Raw genomic sequence first — 15,656 nt, 5'->3', positions numbered from 1 at the left:
GCTCCGCTGTTCGCTGGACGACCTGTCTTAGAACTCGTCGTCGAAGGACACCGAGCCCTCGACCGCGACCTGGTACGCCGACACGCGACGCTCGAAGAAGTTGGTCAGCTCCTGGACGTTCTGGAGCTCCATGAAGCCGAACGGGTTGGTGGACCCGTAGCGGATCGGGAGGCCCAGGCGGGCGAGTCGCTGGTCGGCAACCGCCTGGAGGTACTCGCGCATGGACGCGGTGTTCATACCGGGCAGGCCGTCGCCGCACAGGTCCTGGGCGAACTGGAGCTCGGCCTCGACGGCCTCCTCCAGCATCTCCGTGACCTGCTTGGCCATCTCGTCGTCGAAGAGGTCGGGCTCCTCCTCGCGGACGGTGTCCACCACGGAGAACGCGAAGTCCATGTGCATGGACTCGTCGCGGAACACCCAGTTGGTGCCGGTCGCGAGACCGTGCAGCAGACCGCGCGACCGGAACCAGTACACGTACGCGAACGCGCCGTAGAAGAACAGGCCTTCCACGCACGCGGCGAAGCAGATCAGGTTCAGCAGGAAGGCCCGCCGGTCCTCCTTGGTCTGCAGCGAGTCGATGTGGTCGACCGCGTTCATGTACTTGAAGCAGAACTTGGCCTTCTGCGCGATGGAGGGGATGTTCTCCACGGCGGCGAAGGCGGCCGCGCGGTCCTCCGGGTCGGGCAGGTAGGTGTCCAGCAGCGTCAGATAGAACTGGACGTGCACGGCCTCCTCGAACAGCTGGCGCGACAGGTACAGGCGCGCCTCCGGGGAGTTGATGTGCTTGTAGAGGCTCAGCACGACGTTGTTGGCGACGATCGAGTCACCGGTCGCGAAGAAGGCGACCAGGCGGCCGATCATGTGCCGCTCGCCCTCGCTGAGCTTGGCGAGGTCGGCGACGTCGGAGTGCAGGTCCACCTCCTCGACGGTCCAGGTGTTCTTGATCGCGTCCCGGTACCGGTCGTAGAACGACGGGTAGCGCATCGGGCGCAGGGTCAGCTCGAAGCCGGGGTCGAGCAGCATCTTGCGGTCGTCGGCAGTCATTACTGGCAGGCCTCGCAGGACTCGGGGTTCTCCAGGGAGCAGGCGATGGCGGCTTCCTGCTCCGGGGTGAGGGCGGGGGTGTTGACCGGCACGGGCGCGGCGGCGCGGGCGGCGCCGGAGGCGGCCTGGGCGATGCGGGTCGCCGGGCGCGAGCGCAGGTAGTAGGTGGTCTTGAGACCGACCTTCCACGCGTACGCGTACATCGAGCTGAGCTTGCCGATGGTCGGCGCCGCCATGAACAGGTTGAGCGACTGGCTCTGGTCCAGGTACGGCATGCGCGCCGCGGCCAGGTCGATCAGCGCGCGCTGCGGCAGCTCCCACGCCGTGCGGTACAGCGAACGGACCTCGGCCGGCAGCCAGTTGAACTCCTGCACCGAGCCGTTGGCGTCGCGCAGGGCGTCGCGGGTCTGCTGGTCCCAGACGCCGAGTTCCTTGAGCTCGCGCACCAGGTACGGGTTGACCTGCAGGAACTCGCCGCTCAGCGTCTCGCGCTTGAACAGGTTGGACACCTGCGGCTCGATGCACTCGTACACGCCGGCGATGGACGCGATCGTCGCGGTCGGGGCGATGGCCAGCAGCAGCGAGTTGCGCAGGCCGGTCTCGGCGATGCGGGCGCGCAGGGCCGTCCAGCGGTCGGCCCACTGGGGGGCGGCCGTCGGGAAGTGGTCGATGTGCAGCTCGCCGCGCGCCGCGCGGGTCTCGCCGTAGGCCTCGTGGCGGCCCAGCTGCTCGGCGAGGTCGGCGGAGCGCTCGTAGGCGGTGAGCATGATGCGCTCGGAGATGAGCGTGGACAGCTGCTTGGCCTCGGCCGAGTCGAAGTCGATCCGCAGCTTGAAGAAGACGTCCTGCAGACCCATCACGCCGAGGCCGACCGGCCGCCAGCGGGAGTTGGAGGTGCCGGCCTCGGTGGTCGGGTAGAAGTTGATGTCCACCACGCGGTCGAGGAAGGTGACGGCCGTACGGACGGTGGCGTCCAGGCGCTCCCAGTCCATCGCACCCAACAGGTCGTCGGCAGAGGCCCCGGCAGCCACGTGCGCGCCCAGGTTGACCGACCCCAGGTTGCAGACGGCGGTCTCGGAGTCGTCCGTGACCTCCAGGATCTCGGTGCACAGGTTGGAGGAGTGCACCGTGCGGCCCGGCAGCGCGGTCTGGTTGGCGGCGCGGTTGGAGGCGTCCTTGAAGGTCATCCAGCCGTTGCCGGTCTGCGCGAGGGTGCGCATCATGCGGGCGTACAGGGTCTGCGCCGGGATGGTGCGCACGGCCTTGCCGGCCAGCTCGGCCTTGCGGTAGGCCTCGTCGAAGTCGGCTCCCCACAGGTCGACCAGTTCGGGCACGTCGGCCGGGGAGAACAGCGACCAGTCCTCGTTGGCGTTGACCCGGCGCATGAACTCGTCCGGGATCCAGTGCGCCAGGTTGAGGTTGTGGGTGCGGCGCGCCTCCTCACCGGTGTTGTCGCGCAGCTCGAGGAACTCCTCGATGTCGGCGTGCCAGGTCTCCAGGTAGACGCAGGCCGCGCCCTTGCGGCGGCCGCCCTGGTTGACGGCGGCGACCGAGGAGTCGAGGGTGCGCAGGAACGGGACGATGCCGTTGGACTTGCCGTTGGTGCCGCGGATCAGGCTGCCGCGCGAGCGGATGCGCGAGTAGGACAGGCCGATGCCGCCGGCGTGCTTGGACAGGCGGGCGATCTGCGCGTAGCGGCTGTAGATCGAGTCCAGGTTGTCCAGCGGCGAGTCGAGCAGGTAGCAGCTGGACATCTGCGGGTGCCGGGTGCCGGAGTTGAAGAGCGTCGGCGAGGAGGTCAGGTACTCCAGGCGGCTCATCAGGCCGTACAGCTCGGCCACTTCGCGCACCGACTGCTCGGTGTCGCCGACCGCCAGGCCGCAGGCGACGCGGAGCAGGAAGTGCTGCGGGGTCTCGATGACCTTGCGGGTGATCGGGTGGCGCAGCAGGTAGCGGGACTGGACGGTGCGCAGGCCGAAGTACTCGAAGCGGTCGTCGCCCGCGGTGTCGATCAGGGCGTCGAGGGCGGCGGCGTGCTTGGCGACGAAGGCCGCGGTGGTGTCGCCGATCAGGCCCTCGGTGTGGCCGACGGCGATCGAGGCGGAGAAGGAGACCGAGCCCTGGCTGTTCGCCTCGTCGACGATCTCCAGGGCGAGCAGGCGGGCCGCGAGCTTCGAGTACTGGGGGTCCTCGGCGATCATCGACGCGGCGGCGTCCACGGCCAGCCCGCGCAGCTCGGCGAAGTCCGAGCCGGCGTGGCGACCGCGCAGCGCGGCGGCGGCGACATGGCCGGGGTCGACCTCGGCGAGGTCGGCGCTGCGGTCGGTGAGCAGCCGCAGCAGCGCGCCTCCGGGGTCGGAGACCGTCGGGTCGGTGAAGGCGGTACCGGAGCCCTGGGTGGGCAGGGTGGCTGAGGCAGCGGTGGTCAAGGCGCTCTCTCCTGGCGGCGATCGGCGGCGTGATCGGGGTCACCCGGGCCGATCTGGGCAGGGGAGCACGGCGCGAACGCGGGGACGCGTCGCGCGAGGTGTCTCCCCGGCCCGCCCGCGAGGCCCGGAGGGGTGGTGCTGAGTGCCGGCGCGGCCTCTGCGGGAGGGCCGTGGCGCACGCTGTCCGGCAGGTACTCGGACTCGCGGGTACGGCTGTTGGGGCCGCCCGCACACCGCTGCGGGGCAGTCCCGGACTCTCACCGGGTTCCCCTGCATCGACAGCAGGAGTGAGCATACATGTAGTGCCGGCTGACTGCGGCGGCACCATATGTTGTGCCTGTCGTGTCGTGCGCGCCGACGGGCTGGGCGGCCCGTCAGTGCTTCAGGTAGACCTTGTACGTACTCGAATCGCCGGTCGGGGAGGTGAATTGGGCGATCAGCCGGTAGTGCCCGCTGGCGGTCAGGGCGGCGCTCAGCGCCCGGTCGGTGGCCTCCGGGGCGGTGCTGTCGAGGACGACCATGGTGAACCAGCCGTCCCGGATCGCGGCGGTGCTGCCGTCCTCGCCGTGGTGCTGCATTCCGGCGCCGTCGCGGTAGTCCGTCCCGGCCCGCGCGGAGACCCACTGTTCGGGCTTGGAGACGCTGCCGAGGTAGTACTCGGCGAGTCCGTCGACCTCGGTGAGGTAGTGGCCCTGGGGAACGGCGTGGGCCCGCAGGACGGCCAGCAGGCGGCCGGAGTCGGGCCCGTTCTGGTAGCGCAGGGCGGACTGCTCCATGCCGAGGGCGAGCAGCGCGACCCAGACCAGGATGCCGAGCTGGGGGTGGCGGAAGTGGGCGCCGACCAGCCGGGTGAGGCCGAGCCCCGCGATCGGGGTGGCGAGCAGCATGCCGTAGCCGAGGTGGCGGAACAGCGCCCCGGAGGTGCCGGTCGACAGGTGGACGGCGGGGATCAGCAGCGCGGTGGCGGTCAGCACGGCGCCGAGCAGGACCCGCCCCGCCCGGGTGGTGGCGGCGCGCTCGCCCTCGGGCGACTCGTGTTCGGTCATCTGCTCGCGGCGGGCGTACGAGATCGTGCCGGCCACCGCGAGGACGGTGAACAGTCCGCCCCACTGGAGGGTGCCGAGCAGGATGGAGCCGGCCGAGCCGGGGGCGTTGCCGTGCGCGGGGGACCAGTGCGCGACCTTGCCCAACTGGCCGTAGGGCAGCAGCAGGAGGACGGTGCCGACGGCCAGCAGCAGGGCGCGCAGGGCGGCCGGGCCGGGCCGGCGGTGCGGCCAGGCGCAGGCGAGGGCCAGCAGGACCAGGGCGGGGACGGCCAGGACCGCCGAGTACGCGACGGCACAGGCCAGCGCGGCGGGCGGGGCGGCGGTCAGGACCAGGGCCGGTGAGCGCCGGGCGGTGAGCACCGTGAGCCAGGCCGTGAGGGCGACCAGGAGGACGGCGAGGGACTCGGGGGCGCCGTAGAAGCCGACCACGACGGTGGACTGCAGCACGGCGTAGGCGGCTATGCCGCAGATGGCGACCCGTTCGTTGAACAGCCGCCGGGTCAGCGAGTACAGCAGCACCGTGGTGAGCAGTCCGAAGCCGAGGCTGAGCAGCCGGGTGCCCCAGATGCCGCCCGCGTTCGCGGCGGCGCCGGCCAGCGGCGGGTACAGCCACGGCGAGCCGGGGACGCGGTCGAGCAGGTCGGTGGTGACCGGGGTGCCGTGCAGGAGGTGGTCGAGCTGCTGGCGGCCGGCGACCATGGCGGCGGCCTCGTCGGGGTGCGCGGCGGCGAGCAGGCGCAGCGAGAGCGCGGCCTGGACGGCCAGGACGGCGCCGAGCAGGCCGCGGGCGATCCAGCGCCGCCGGGGGCTGGAGGCCGGGTCCCAGCCGATCGCGGGGACCTGCGGGATGGTGTACGGGGCCAGCTCGACGCCGTCGGGGTTGTCCACGGCCACGGCCACGGCCGCGGCTCGGCGGGGTGCGGCCCCATCGGGGGCGATCGGCTCGGCGTCGAGGGGGTGCTGGGGGGAGGACTCGGGCTCTGTGCTCATCATGGGTTCCGGATGTCGAAGCCGTAGCGGGGGGCGGACACGCGCTTCTTGAACTCGGCGAGGGTGTCCGGAACGGTCTCGACCCGCCAGTCCGCCCGCTTGATCATGTTGAACCAGATGAAGCCGACGATGTCGTCGTGCGCCTCCAGCCCGGTGAACAGCTGGTCGACGAAGTCGCGCTGGTGCCTGCCCTGTTCGGCGGCGGTCTCGCTGATGAAGAAGGGCTTCTTGCAGAAGGTGCGGATCTCGGCCATCGTCGCGCCGTACAGGGCCTCGAAGGTCTTGGGGCTGTCGTTGGTGAAGTAGCCGGTCATGCCGGCCCAGTCGACGTAGTCGTCGCCCGGGTAGTACGGCGCGAGGCGGGTGTTGGGCGCGGGGACGGTGATGTTGGGGCTCCAGACCCAGATCACGTTGGTCGCGCCGGCCCGGTCGAACAGGTCGTGCACGTGGCGCCAGGCCGCGACGAAGTCCTGGGGGCTGGCGGTCTTGCGGCCCCACGGGTACCAGTCGCCGTTCATCTCGTGGGCGATGCTGATGGCGATGGGCTGGTCGAGCTTGGCGACCGCCTTGGCCACGCCGCGCACGTAGTCGTCGGTGTCGCCGGCCGCGATCGAGGCGAGCGAGTGGTCGTACGGCTCCCAGGCCATGAAGGGCAGGGCTCCGGCCTGGTAGATCCGGCGCACGCCGGCGGTGTCGAAGCCGCCCTTCCAGTGGGCGTAGTACTCCAGGATGTTCGGCTGCTTGCCGATCGCGGCGGTGTAGCCGGGCAGCGCGTCCATCGAGGCGGGCACGTCGGGCAGGGCGGCGCCGAGGTACTTGCGGCCCGGCTTGAGCAGCGGGGTGACGTCGTACGGGACGCCGGTGGGCAGCGCCCTGGGCTTGGCGGGGGTGCTCGGGGTGGCGCCGGGGCCGGTGGCGGTCGGCGCGGCCTGGGCGAGGTCGTCCTGCAGGGCGAAGCCCGGGTCGGCGGGGCCGCAGGCGGCGAGCAGCAGCAGGGTGGCGGTCAGCAGCGGGAGCGCCAGTCGACGACGGAGCAGGCCGGCCCGTCGGGGATGGGCGGACATGGCGATCACGCTGCTTCCGTGGGGCGCGGCTGGACGAGGACCCGGCCGACGATGGTGGCGTAGAAGAGGCCGGAGGCGAGGACCAGGGCGAAGTTCAGCGGGCCCATGGTGAGCATCCGCCAGATGCTCGTGCCGACCCAGAGCAGGGCCGTCCCGCCGCCCCAGACGATCACGCCGAGCCAGAACCGGCGGGTCTTGTTCTTCTTGGCGCCGCTGGAGCCGGTCGGCTGCCAGGCCATCCGGTTGCGGCGCACGATGTCCCAGATGGCGAAGACGTGCGCCCAGCCGTACATCATGCGGGCGGCCCAGGCCTCCAGCCGGTAGGGGTTGCGGTGCCAGAGCGGGAAGATCACCGTCGCGTAGATCAGGCCGGGCAGCACCAGCGCGGTGTTCTGCCAGCGGACCAGGTCGGGGCGGGCGAGCAGCAGGATGATCGGGACGAGCGGCGAGACGAGGGTGAACAGCGCGGTGTGGATGTAGTAGAAGAACCCGGACAGGTAGCAGGCGCGGGTGACCGGCCGGAGCTTGGTCTGCCAGAACTTCTTGCTGCCGAGCAGGCTCATCGAGCCGGTGCACCAGCGGTACTGCTGGTTGAAGAAGCCGCCGACGTTGTCGGGGCAGACCCCGGTGGCCAGGGCGATGGGTATGTACTGCAGGTCCCAGCCGAGGCGTCGCAGGTCGAAGCCGGTGTGGACGTCCTCGGAGTGGCCGATCAGCGTGGTGCCGCCGTTCTCCTCCAGGGCGGCGCGCCGGTATATCGCGCAGCTGCCGACGCAGATGGCGCCGTCGTTGCGCTGCCGGGAGACCTGGACGGTCCGGTAGAACAGCTCCTGGACGGCGCCCGCGCCGCGCTCGATCCAGTTCTGCGAGTCGAGGATGCGGAAGAACTGCGGGGACTGGACGATGCCGAGGCGGGGGTTGGCCGCCATGTAGGGGAGCATCTCGTCCAGCAGGTCCGGCCGGGGCGCGAAGTCGGCGTCCAGGATGAGGATGTAGTCGCTGTCGGAGTTGCGGAAGCCGAACTGCAGGTTCCCGGCCTTCTTGAACCAGCCGAGCTTGTCGCGGGTGCCGTAGACGAATTCGAAGTCGACGGCCATCTGCGCGAGCTGGGGGCTGTTGCTGTCGTCGAGGACGTACGGCGTGACCTCGCCCGGGTACTGGTCGCGCAGCCTGGCGACGTGGGTCCAGGTGTTGTGCAGGACCTCGATCGGCTCGCCGGCGACGGGCAGGAAGACGTCGACGGTCGGATAGCGCTCGGGCCGCCAGGACTTGACCAGCTTGCGGTGCGCCGCGAGGTCGAAGGTCTCGTTGAAGCCGTGCACCCAGCGGGATATCAGGTAGTAGACGATGGTGAAGGCGAGCGGGGGCACGAAGACGAGGAACCAGGGCGTCGCCTTGAGCAGCCCGATCTCGCTGGCCACCATGCAGGCGAAGCTGACGAGGGAGAAGCAGGTCAGCACCCACAGGTGGGTGCGGGCGTAGAGGTACTTCTCGGTGTTGTCCGGCGGCTGGGGGAGCAGGCCCCACTGGTTGCGGGCGGCCGGGTCGCGCCGGCTCCGGCGACGTGAGACGGGTGGTTGACCGCTGCCCGCGAGTCGCGCGCTCTCGGTGACAGTCACGTGCTCTACTCCCCCGGAAGCCGTCTTGTATCTGAACCTTCCCCGCCGGTCGGCCGTTGTCGGTCGGGCTCGCGGGGGACGCCAGGATCGTACGGGACCGGTCGTGGCCGATTCGCTCCCCCCTCTACCGTCGGCCATCCGGAACCGATATCGAGTTCCGATCGTGATGTGCACGGAGGTGCAGACGGAGCACTTGTGTACGGTTGTCCGCCCAGGGGGCGAGGACGGAAGCGTGATGAACATCGAGGTCGGTGGGGTGCGGCGGGCCGCGCGGAGGCTGCGGGCGGTCGCCGCGTTCGGTGCGGTCACCGCACTGCTGGCCGGGTGCAGCGGCCAGGTCGGGGCGGTGGAGCAGCCGCCGGCCGCCTCCGCGTCGACGGCGAGCCTGTGCTCGACCCCGCAGAACCCCTTCCCCAAGCTGGCGTTGGACGGCGGGTCGAAGGTCCTCGAACCGAACCCGTGGAACACCGCGGGAACCATCTGCGTGGACCCGGTGGACGACACCGGCTTCACGGTGTCCCAGATCCGCGACTTCGTCCCGAAGAACCCGCTGGCCCCGGGCGCCTACCCGAACGTCTCCACCGCCCCCGGCGCGAGCGGCCTGCCGGTGCCGGTCAGCGCGCTCGGCGACGCGACCGCGGACTGGGACGCCAACGGCCGGGTGAGCGGCTCCTTCAACCTGTCCTTCGACCTCTGGTACGGCTCCAGCCCGGACAACTGCCTGCCGGGCGAGAGCGCCGAGCTGATGGTGTGGCTGGACTCCACCGACAGCGTGCGCCCGGCCGGGGACAAGGTCGCCGACGCCCAGCAGTTCGGGGACGCCGCGTACAACGTGTTCCAGGCGCCGATCACCGGCCCGCACAGCGTGATCAGCTACGTGCGCACCACGCCGACCCACACCACCCGGGCCCTCGACCTGCGGCTGTTCACCGCCGACGCGATGGCCCGCGGGTACGTCCCCAAGGGCTCCTACCTGTGCCGGGTGCAGGCGGGCTTCGAGGTGTGGAGCGGCGGCACCGGCCTGCGCAGCGAGTCGTTCGCCTTCCACAACCGGGTCGGCCTGCCGGTCGGCGAGATCCCGGCCGGGGCTCCTGGGATCTGCCTGCGGCACGGCGGCGGCCCGGGGGGCGCCGTGGTGAGCGTCGGGGCCTGCGGCGACCCGGGCTCGTCGACCAGCTGGACGGTGGGCAACGACGGTTCGCTGCGCGGGGGAGCGGCCTGTCTGGTGCCGGGCGCCGACCGGACCTCGGTCACGCTGGCCGACTGCACCGGCGGCTCCGGGCAGCGCTGGGTGCCCACCGCCGGGGGGCGGTTGATGCACCAGGACTCGGGCCTGTGCCTGGGCACCGCGGGCGGTGCGCTGGCGGACGGTACGGCGGTGCAGCTGCGGACGTGCGCGGACGTGGTCTCGCAGCGTTGGCGGATCCCGTACAACGGGGTTGCGTGAGGCGGCTGTTCGTCGCCGGCCGGGCCGGCATCGACGCTTCGTCCGCGCAGCCCCCGGGGGGTTCGTCCGCGCACCCCCCATGGGAGTGGTCGGCCCGATGCCCTAGCATTCCGGCCATGAGCGATCGACCGGTACCGAGTGGCGAGCCGGGGCAGCCCTACCCGCCACCGCAGCAGGCACCGGCCGGGGGGCCCGCTCCGGCCACCGGTGTGCCACCGCAGTCTCCGAGCGGTGCGTTCGGCCCCGCGACCGGCTTCGGGCCACCGCCCGGTGCGCCCGGCCAACCACCCCAGCAGATGACGCCCCGTTCGCAGCCGGTGCCGCCGGTGCCGCAGCCGGGTGGAGCAGCGCCGGTGCAGCCCGGGCCGGTGCAGCCGGGGCCGGTGGCGGCCGGTCCGGTGGCGCCGCAGCCGCAGCCGCAGCCGCAGCCGTTCCCGCAGCAGGCGCAGCAGGCGCAGCCGCCGCAGTCCTTCCCGGCGCCGGGGCAGCCGGGCCAGCCGCAGCAGCCCGCGCCGCAGTGGCAGCAGCAGTCCGGCTTCCCGCCGCCGGCCTCCTCGTCCGGCACCCCGGACTGGGAGGCGCTGGCCGAGCAGAACGAGAAGTCCGCCAAGCGCGGCCGCCGGCTCAAGCTGATCGGTGCGCTGACCGCCGTGGTGGTCGTGGCCGGCGCCGGCGCGGGCTTCTGGCTGTACAAGAAGGACGGCGACAAGAAGCCGGGCCCCGTCGCCACCTCGCCCGGCCCGTCCTCCGCCTCGAGCAGCGCCCCGCCGGTCAAGGGCATCACCAGCCCGCCGACCGTCGGCACCCTGGCGGCCAAGAAGGGCCCGGCGCTGAACCTGGGCGCCGACGCCCAGCCGGGGACGATGAGCGGCTTCTCCGGACAGGTCCTCAAGCTGCCCAGCGGTCAGGACTCCTTCGCCTCGACCTCCGGCCAGGTCGTCGACGTGAGCAAGAGCTTCACCGTCTCCGCGCGGGTGCTGGTCGACAAGCCGGACGGCAACCGCAGCGCGGTCAGCCAGGGCGACGGCCAGTACTACGCGTACTCGCTGGGGCGGGCCGGCAACAACGGGCACGACCAGTGGTACTTCAAGGTCCAGATCCCGGGCGGCGGTTCGGCGATCGCCTGGTCCAAGGCCGACGCGACGGTCAACCAGTGGGTGCTGCTGACCGGCGTGTACGACGACTCGTCGCAGACGCTCACCCTGTACGTCAACGGCGCCCCGCAGTCCTCGGCCAAGTCGGCCGGGGTGCAGCCGTCCGGCAACAACAACCTGCAGGTCGGGCGGCTGAGCTCGAACGGGCAGTGGGCCGACCCCTGGCACGGCGCGGTGGCCGACATCCAGGTGTGGAACCAGGTGCTGCCGGAGGCCGACATCGTCAAGATCGTGGCGGGCCCGAGCTCGCCCCCGTCGGTCCCGCCGGCAGCCGCCTGGCTGAACGGCTGAGCCGGCCCGGGGCCGATCGCCCCGGAACCCGTCCGGCCCGAGAACGAAGAGCCGCCCCGCACCGCCACCACGGCAGTGCGGGGCGGCTTGACGCACGCCCCGGAGCGTGGGGCGCCCTCGGGCGCATCCGGAGGCAGAGCCCCAGATAGGAGCACCACTGATGAGCGCGGACGGTCGCTGGATCCGGCCCGAGTCCACCCGCAAGCCCGTCCTGGGCCCCGCCGGGGCCCGCCCGGGCGCGGGCGTGGCGCTGGGCGAGCGCGACCGTGCGGCCGCGGCCGTGCCGGCGCCGTCCGCGACCGACCGGCGGCGGCGCAAGCCCGGGCTGCTGCCCCGGGTGCCGCACCCGGCCCGCCCGGCGCTGCGGGCCGACTGGCTGCCGCTGCTGGCGGTGCTGCTGGTCCAGGGCGCGCTCTCGTACCACCTGATCGTCAGCAACACCGCCTTCATCGACGAGGGCACCTACATCTACTCCGGGTACCAGGAGATCGCCCACCTGCGGCACGGCACTCCGGTGTCGACGTACGAGACCTTCTTCTCCGGCTCCCCGCTGATCTACCCGGTGGTCGTGGCGGTGGCGGACTTCGTGGGCGGGCTGAACGGCGCCCGGCTGCTCAGCCTGGCGTTCATGCTCTCCGCGACCGTGGCCGTCCACCTGGCGACCCGGCGGCTGCACGGCTCGCCGGCGGCCTTCTGCGCGGCGGCGGCCTTCGCGGCGCTCGGCCCGACCCAGTTCCTGGGCGGGCTGGCCACCTACGACGCGATGGCGCTGGCGATCCTCGCCTGGGCCGGCTACCTGGCGGTGCGGCTGACCACCGGCGGTGGGTACCCGAGCCTGGTGGGTTCCGGGCTGCTGCTGGCCCTGGCGGGTGCGACCAAGTACGCCGCGCTGCTGTGGGTGCCGGTGGTGTGCGGCATCGCGGTGCTGGCCGGGACGGGCGGCCCGGTGCGCGCCTGGGCGCGCTGGCGGCGCGGGCTGCTGGTGCTGCTGACCTTCGCGGTGGCGGTCGGCGCCGCGGCCCTGGCGGCCGGTCAGCGGTACGTCGACGGCTTCAACCACACCACGCTCCAGCGCGCCCCGGGCCATGACGCCTACTCCTACGTGGCGAGCGAGGCCGCCCGGTGGGTGGGCCCGCTGCTGGTGGTGGCGCTGGTCGGGGTGCTGGCGCAGCTGGTGCCGGCGCGCCGGCGCGGCGGCGCGGCCTGGACGGAGTTCTGGCTGGCCGCGCTGCTGCTGGTGGCCGGTCTGCTGGCGCCGGTGAACCAGATCCGCATCCACACCTGGCTGTCGCTGCAGAAGCACGTGGACTTCGGTGCCTGGTTCTCGTGCATCGTGGTGGGCGCACTGCTGGCCCGCGCGGTGCTGTGGCTGCGCGGCCGCGTCCACGTCACGGCCGGGATCGTCGTCGCCGCCCTGGTGGTGGGCCCGCTGGCCTGGGTGGGGGCGGCCCAGGGCCGGGAGATGTTCGGCGAGTGGTCGAACTCGAAGGAGTTCGTCGCCGCGCTGGAGCCGTACGTGGTCAAGGGCGACGACCGCTACCTGGTGGAGAACTACAACGTCCCCGCCTACTACCTGCGCAAGCAGAGCAACTGGCAGCAGTGGCACGACCTGGTGGCGGTGTTCCGCCGGGACCCGGCCACCGGCCAGACGCAGAACGGGGTGCCCGCCATCCAGGCCGGGATCGAGGCGCACGAGTGGAAGGTGGTGGTCCTGGACTTCACCCAGACCGGAGCCACCGACCGGGCGATCCAGCCGACGTTGAAGGCGGCCGGCTACCGGGTGGCCACCGTGGTGAAGAGCGGCGAGCACGGCCGCTACACCGTCTACCTGGCCCCGGGGTACGACAAGCGGCCGTGACCGCAGGAGCTCAGAAGGTCATGGTGTAGACCATCAGGTCCATCCCCGGGTACGGCGCCCAGTCGCGCTCCGGGGTGCGCCGGAAGCCGACCCGCTCGTAGACGCGGTGGGCGGTGGTCATCTCCGGGCGGGTGGAGAAGGCCATCCCGGCCAGGCCGAGTTCGCGGCTGCGGGTGAGGGAGGCGCGCACCAGGGCCTCGCCGACGCCGCGGCCGCGGGCGAGGGCGGCGGTGGCGAGCATCCGTATCTCGCCCTCGCGCGGGGTGGCGATGTCGGCCCACTCGGTGCCGCCGACGGCGAAGGTCACGCAGCCGAGGACCCGTTCGTCCGCCGCGTCGACCGCGACCAGGAGCTCGGCCTCCCGGGACCGGCGCCCGGCGTCGCGCAGCAGGTCGACGTAGCCGCTGGTCGGGCTGGTGAAGCCGTCGCCGACGAAGGCGTCGACGGTGATCCGGCCGGCCGCTTCGAGGTCCTGGGGGAGGGCGTGGCGGATGAGGTAGTCCATCGGGCCAGTGTGCCGGAGCCGTGCGGGGTCCTGATTTCGGGGGTCGAGCGGACCGGGAGCACGGCCGGGTCGGCGGAGGGGCGCAGCGAGGCGGCGGGCATGGTGCCGTACAGCCGGTCGGCGCGGGCGGGGTCGGCCGGGTAGCCGCCGGCGCGGTGGTGGTTGTCGCGGCCGGCGGCGGGGCCGCGGGAGAGTTCGCGGCCGATCAGGGTGCCGAGCAGGCCGAAGCCGCCGACGGCGCCGACCAGGCCGAGTGCGCTGGCGAGGGTGTCGGTGTCCATGGCCACCACTGTGGCCGGGCGGCCCGGGTGTCCACGAGTGGCAGGAATGCCGGGTTGCCTCGAAATCCTGCCACTCCGCCTCTTTCGCCGGCCCGGCCGGTCGGGGCATCCTGGGCGGCATGCTGAAGAACGTGGTCGCGGTGGTGCTGGAGGAGGTCCACCCGTTCGAACTGGGGGTGGCCTGCGAGGTCTTCGGCCTGGACCGCACCGCGGACGGGCTGCCCGGGTACGACTTCGCGCTGGCCGGCGCCCGTCCGGGCCCGCACGCGACCCACTCGGGCTTCGCGGTGGACGTCCCGTACGGCCCGGAGCGCCTCGCCGGGGCGGACCTGGCGGTGGTCACCGCCTCGGGGATCCGCGAGCGGTACCCGGAGCCGCTGCTGGAGGCGCTGCGCGCGGTGGTGGCGGGCGGCGGCCGGGTGCTGTCGATCTGCAGCGGCGCCTTCGTGCTGGGCGCGGCCGGGCTGCTGGACGGCCGCCGTTCCACCACTCACTGGCGGCACAGCGACGAGCTGGCCGAGCGCTTCCCGGACACGGTGGTCGAGCCGGACGTGCTGTACGTGGACGACGATCCGGTGATCACCTCGGCCGGTACGGCGGCCGGCATCGACGCCTGCCTGCACCTGGTGCGCAAGGTGCAGGGCGCCGAGGTGGCCCGGGGGATCGCCCGCCGCATGGTGGTGGCGCCGCACCGGGAGGGCGGGCAGGCGCAGTTCGTGAACCGCCCGCTGCCCGAGGGCGGCGGTGACTCGCTGGCGCCGCTGCTGGACTGGCTGCGCCACCATCCGGACCAGGAGGCGAGCGTCGAGCAGCTGGCCGCCCGGGTGCACATGTCGCCGCGCACCTTCGCCCGGCGCTTCCAGCAGGAGACCGGTACCACCCCGCACCGCTGGCTGGTGGGGCAGCGGGTGCTGCTGGCCCAGCGGCTGCTGGAGTCGACCACCGAGTCGGTGGACGCGATCGCGGCCCGCTGCGGCTTCGGCAACGCGGCGGCGCTGCGGCACCACTTCGGGCGCCGGCTGGGCACCACGCCACTGGCCTACCGGCGCTGTTTCTCGGACGTGTGACGGACGGTCAGCCGGCGCCGGCGTGCAGGTGGTCGACTTGGTTCCAGCGGTCCGGCCGCAGCCGTCCCTCCTGGGCCCGCCAGAGGCTGGTGGAGCAGTTGTGCACCGGCTCGAGCGCGGTGAGCTGCTGCTCGGTGAGCCGGTCCAGCGCGTAGCGCAGCATCAGCACCGTGCAGTCGTGGGCGACCAGCAGGACGGGCCGTCCGGCGTCCTCCTCGCAGACGTCCCGCAGCAGGCTGCGCACCCGCAGGGCGACGTCGGCCCAGGACTCGCCGCCGGGCGGGCGGTAGTACAGCTCGCCCATCTTGCGCCGCCGGGCGGCCTCCTCCGGGTGCTTGGCCTCGATGGCGGCCTTCGGCAGCATCTCCAGGACGCCGAGCTCGCGGTCGCGCAGCCGCTCGTCGTAGCGGACGGCCAGGGTGACCGGCACGGCGCCGAGCCCGGCGGCCTGGGCGAGCGCGATCCGGGCGGTCTCGGCGGTGCGCACGTACGGCGAGCACCAGACGCTGCGCGGGCGGTCGGCGCTGGGCAGGGCGGCCCACCAGCGGCCGAGCGCCTGGGCCTGCTGCCGGCCGCGCAGCGACAGCGGGATGTCGGCGTCGCGGCAGCTGATCGGGACGCTGAGCGCGCCGGCGGCCTCGGCCAGCTGGAACTCGACGTTGGCGGTGGACTCGCCGTGCCGGGTGGCGATCAGCACGGACGGCAGCCGGGTGGCCGCCGAGCCGTTCGCGGCCACGGCGGTCAGCGTGGGCGGGTGCTGGATGGCTTGGTGCTGGGTGGACTTGTGTTGGCCGTTCAGGGTGGTGCCGGATTCTGCCATGGCCGCGCGCTCCCCGTGGTCGATCAGGTTCCGGCCGGATG

11 protein-coding genes and 1 riboswitch are annotated in these 15,656 nt (G+C 72.6%); of the genes, 4 read left to right on the top strand and 7 right to left on the bottom strand.

Translation table 11 applies throughout. From position 1 onward, the window contains the following. Positions 1-27 precede the first annotated feature (27 nt). The 5 genes from O1G21_RS15395 to O1G21_RS15375 all read right to left on the bottom strand — a co-directional run bounded on the left by O1G21_RS15395 (position 28) and on the right by O1G21_RS15375 (position 7,997). Positions 28-1,044 (bottom strand): ribonucleotide-diphosphate reductase subunit beta, encoded by a 1,017-nt coding sequence (locus tag O1G21_RS15395; RefSeq protein WP_270144234.1) that lies wholly within the window; start codon positions 1,042-1,044, stop codon positions 28-30. After that, the gene (locus tag O1G21_RS15390) at positions 1,044-3,449 is read right to left on the bottom strand and encodes a ribonucleoside-diphosphate reductase subunit alpha (protein ID WP_270151005.1); all 2,406 of its coding nucleotides are present in this window, start codon (positions 3,447-3,449) and stop codon (positions 1,044-1,046) included. Before O1G21_RS15390 ends, O1G21_RS15395 begins: the two co-directional genes overlap by 1 nt. Positions 3,450-3,642: 193 nt before the next feature. Beyond that, a riboswitch (cobalamin riboswitch) is annotated at positions 3,643-3,775 on the bottom strand. Between the two features lie 72 nt (positions 3,776-3,847). Continuing rightward, the gene (locus O1G21_RS15385; RefSeq protein ID WP_270144232.1) at positions 3,848-5,512 is read right to left on the bottom strand and encodes a glycosyltransferase family 39 protein; all 1,665 of its coding nucleotides are present in this window, start codon (positions 5,510-5,512) and stop codon (positions 3,848-3,850) included. After that, complete coding sequence (locus O1G21_RS15380; protein ID WP_270144230.1) at positions 5,509-6,573, bottom strand: glycoside hydrolase family 26 protein; 1,065 nt, start codon at positions 6,571-6,573, stop codon at positions 5,509-5,511. Before O1G21_RS15380 ends, O1G21_RS15385 begins: the two co-directional genes overlap by 4 nt. Before the next feature lie 5 nt (positions 6,574-6,578). After that, complete coding sequence (locus tag O1G21_RS15375) at positions 6,579-7,997, bottom strand: glycosyltransferase family 2 protein (RefSeq protein ID WP_270151003.1); 1,419 nt, start codon at positions 7,995-7,997, stop codon at positions 6,579-6,581. Between the two features lie 430 nt (positions 7,998-8,427). Between O1G21_RS15375 and O1G21_RS15370 the strand changes: the two genes are divergently transcribed. From O1G21_RS15370 to O1G21_RS15360, 3 genes are all read left to right on the top strand, one after another. Then, a complete protein-coding gene (locus tag O1G21_RS15370) occupies positions 8,428-9,639 on the top strand; it encodes a GH12 family glycosyl hydrolase domain-containing protein (RefSeq protein WP_270144229.1) in 1,212 nt (403 codons plus the stop codon). Positions 9,640-9,992: 353 nt separating this feature from the next. Next, positions 9,993-11,084: a LamG domain-containing protein gene (locus tag O1G21_RS15365; protein WP_270144227.1), complete on the top strand. Its 1,092-nt coding sequence runs from the start codon at positions 9,993-9,995 to the stop codon at positions 11,082-11,084. 160 nt (positions 11,085-11,244) lie between these two features. Beyond that, the gene (locus O1G21_RS15360) at positions 11,245-12,942 is read left to right on the top strand and encodes an ArnT family glycosyltransferase (RefSeq protein WP_270144225.1); all 1,698 of its coding nucleotides are present in this window, start codon (positions 11,245-11,247) and stop codon (positions 12,940-12,942) included. Between the two features lie 10 nt (positions 12,943-12,952). Here O1G21_RS15360 and O1G21_RS15355 read toward each other — a convergent pair whose 3' ends face one another. Beyond that, on the bottom strand, positions 12,953-13,447 hold the full coding sequence (locus O1G21_RS15355; RefSeq protein ID WP_270144223.1) for a GNAT family N-acetyltransferase: 495 nt from the start codon (positions 13,445-13,447) through the stop codon (positions 12,953-12,955). Positions 13,448-13,847: 400 nt separating this feature from the next. Here O1G21_RS15355 and O1G21_RS15350 point away from each other — a divergent pair, with 400 nt between their 5' ends. Continuing rightward, the gene (locus O1G21_RS15350; protein ID WP_270144221.1) at positions 13,848-14,795 is read left to right on the top strand and encodes a helix-turn-helix domain-containing protein; all 948 of its coding nucleotides are present in this window, start codon (positions 13,848-13,850) and stop codon (positions 14,793-14,795) included. A gap of 7 nt (positions 14,796-14,802) precedes the next feature. Here the strand turns inward: O1G21_RS15350 and O1G21_RS15345 are convergent, their stop codons facing one another. Next, positions 14,803-15,615, bottom strand: coding sequence for a histidine phosphatase family protein (locus tag O1G21_RS15345; protein WP_270144219.1), 813 nt, complete (start codon positions 15,613-15,615; stop codon positions 14,803-14,805). Positions 15,616-15,656: the final 41 nt, after the last annotated feature.

The sequence above is a fragment of the Kitasatospora cathayae genome, assembly GCF_027627435.1.
GTDB lineage: Bacteria > Actinomycetota > Actinomycetes > Streptomycetales > Streptomycetaceae > Kitasatospora > Kitasatospora cathayae.
This window is presented reverse-complemented; position numbering and strand designations above follow the sequence as displayed.